General features: G+C 54.3%; 1 tRNA gene and 2 rRNA genes (1 of these 3 only partly in view). All 3 read left to right on the plus strand.

The features are described 5' to 3' along the window. A 23S ribosomal RNA gene (locus AC3A4H_RS23475) occupies positions 1–2,587 on the plus strand (it extends 212 nt beyond the left edge of the window). Between the two features lie 91 nt (positions 2,588–2,678). Further along, positions 2,679–2,793: ribosomal RNA gene (rrf, locus tag AC3A4H_RS23480) — 5S ribosomal RNA — on the plus strand. Positions 2,794–2,913: 120 nt separating this feature from the next. Then, positions 2,914–2,990 (plus strand) — tRNA-Met (locus AC3A4H_RS23485). Positions 2,991–3,046 lie beyond the last annotated feature (56 nt).

Below are 3,046 nucleotides of genomic sequence, written 5' to 3' on the forward strand. Positions count from 1 at the left end.
AATACATAGGGATAAGTGGCGAACGCAGGGAACTGAAACATCTAAGTACCTGCAGGAAAGGACATCAACCGAGACTCCGCAAGTAGTGGCGAGCGAACGCGGACCAGGCCAGCGGCTTTTGTGAGACAAGCGGAACCATCTGGAAAGTTGGGCAAGAATGGGTGACAGCCCCGTACGCGTAATGCGAGCAAAAGTCCTTGAGTAAGGCGGGACACGTGAAATCCTGTCTGAACATGGGGAGACCACTCTCCAAGCCTAAGTACTCGTGCATGACCGATAGCGAACTAGTACCGTGAGGGAAAGGTGAAAAGCACCCCGACAAGGGGAGTGAAAGAGTACCTGAAACCGGTTGCCTACAAACAGATGGAGCCTGAAATGGTGACATCGTACCTTTTGTATAATGGGTCAGCGACTTAGTGTGTCGAGCAAGCTTAAGCCGGTAGGTGTAGGCGTAGCGAAAGCGAGTCTGAACAGGGCGTTCAGTTCGACGCATTAGACCCGAAACCGAGTGATCTAGCCATGAGCAGGTTGAAGGTAAGGTAACACTTACTGGAGGACCGAACCCATAACTGTTGCAATAGTTTGGGATGACTTGTGGCTAGGGGTGAAAGGCCAATCAAACTCGGAAATAGCTGGTTCTCCGCGAAATCTATTTAGGTAGAGCGTCGACCGAATACCCCAGGGGGTAGAGCACTGGATGGGCTAGGGGTCCTCACCGGATTACCAAACCTAACCAAACTCCGAATACCTGGGAGTACTAGTCGGCAGACACACGGCGGGTGCTAACGTCCGTCGTGGAAAGGGAAACAACCCTGACCAACAGCTAAGGTCCCCAAGTTATGGCTAAGTGGGAAAGGATGTGAGGATCCCAAAACAACCAGGATGTTGGCTTAGAAGCAGCCATCATTTAAAGAAAGCGTAACAGCTCACTGGTCTAGATAAGGGTCTTTGCGCCGAAAATGTAACGGGGCTCAAGCCATACACCGAAGCTTTGGGTTTGCACGCAAGTGCAAGCGGTAGCGGAGCGTTCTGTAAGCTGATGAAGCAGGATCCGTGAGGACCTGTGGAGGTATCAGAAGTGCGAATGCTGACATGAGTAACGTAAGGGGTGTGAGAGACACCCCCGCCGAAAGTCCAAGGGTTCCTGCTTAAAGTTAATCTGAGCAGGGTTAGCCGGCCCCTAAGTCGAGGCAGACATGCGTAGACGATGGGAACCACGTTAATATTCGTGGGCCTGTGGGTAGTGACGGATCATGTGTGTTGTCAGGTCTTATTGGATTGATCTGGCAGCGAAGTGGTCCCAGGAAATAGCTCCCACGTATAGACCGTACCCGAAACCGACACTGGTGGACTGGTAGAGTATACCAAGGCGCTTGAGAGAACTATGCTGAAGGAACTCGGCAAATTGCACGCGTAACTTCGGAAGAAGCGTGACCCTTGTTTACGCAAGTAGGCGAGGGTGGCACAGACCAGGGGGTAGCGACTGTTTATCAAAAACACAGGGCTCTGCGAAGTCGCAAGACGACGTATAGGGTCTGACGCCTGCCCGGTGCTGGAAGGTTAAGAGGAGGGGTGCAAGCTCTGAATCGAAGCCCCAGTAAACGGCGGCCGTAACTATAACGGTCCTAAGGTAGCGAAATTCCTTGTCGGGTAAGTTCCGACCTGCACGAATGGCGTAACGACTTCCCCGCTGTCTCCAGCATAGACTCAGTGAAATTGAATTCCCCGTGAAGATGCGGGGTTCCTGCGGTTAGACGGAAAGACCCCGTGCACCTTTACTATAGCTTTACATTGGCATTCGTGTCGGCATGTGTAGGATAGGTGGTAGGCTTTGAAGCATCGGCGCCAGCTGGTGTGGAGCCACCCTTGAAATACCACCCTTATCGTCATGGATGTCTAACCGCGGCCCGTCATCCGGGTCCGGGACAATGTATGGTGGGTAGTTTGACTGGGGCGGTCGCCTCCTAAAGAGTAACGGAGGCGCGCGATGGTGGGCTCAGACCGGTCGGAAATCGGTCGCTGAGTGCAATGGCATAAGCCTGCCTGACTGCGAGACTGACAAGTCGAGCAGAGACGAAAGTCGGTCATAGTGATCCGGTGGTCCCGTGTGGAAGGGCCATCGCTCAACGGATAAAAGGTACGCCGGGGATAACAGGCTGATGACCCCCAAGAGTCCATATCGACGGGGTTGTTTGGCACCTCGATGTCGACTCATCGCATCCTGGGGCTGGAGCAGGTCCCAAGGGTATGGCTGTTCGCCATTTAAAGCGGTACGTGAGTTGGGTTCAGAACGTCGTGAGACAGTTCGGTCCCTATCTGCCGTGGGTGTAGGAATATTGACAGGATCTGTCCCTAGTACGAGAGGACCGGGATGGACGTATCTCTGGTGGACCTGTTGTGGCGCCAGCCGCATTGCAGGGTAGCTATATACGGACGGGATAACCGCTGAAGGCATCTAAGCGGGAAACCCACCTGAAAACGAGTATTCCCTGAGAGCCGTGGAAGACGACCACGTTGATAGGCCGGGTATGGAAGTGCAGCAATGCATGAAGTTTACCGGTACTAATAGCTCGATTGGCTTGATCGTTCTCATTACTTGTGTTCATCGCATCACGCATGAACGGCACAAAGACAACTGGCTACGCCAGCAGCTTCTCGAAAAACATGCACTTTGCCGACCTGGTGGTTATGGCGGAGCGGCTGCACCCGATCCCATTCCGAACTCGGCCGTGAAACGCTCCAGCGCTGATGGTACTTCGTCTCAAGACGCGGGAGAGTAGGTCGCTGCCAGGTCTGCTAAGTGCATGGAAATCTTCTCCGAACGAAAGGCCCGCCACAAACGGGACCCAGGGCCGCAACCCTTCCGGGAGCGGCCTTTTGCTGTAAGCGCCCGCAAGGGCAAGCCAAAGTTGACGCGGGGTGGAGCAGCCCGGTAGCTCGTCAGGCTCATAACCTGAAGGTCGTTGGTTCAAATCCAACCCCCGCAACCAGATCCAGAAAGCCCCGGCCCCAAGCCGGGGCTTTTTGCGTTCAGAAGGCCGCCGCC

This window comes from Pseudaminobacter sp. Soil_N_29, from assembly GCF_057656055.1.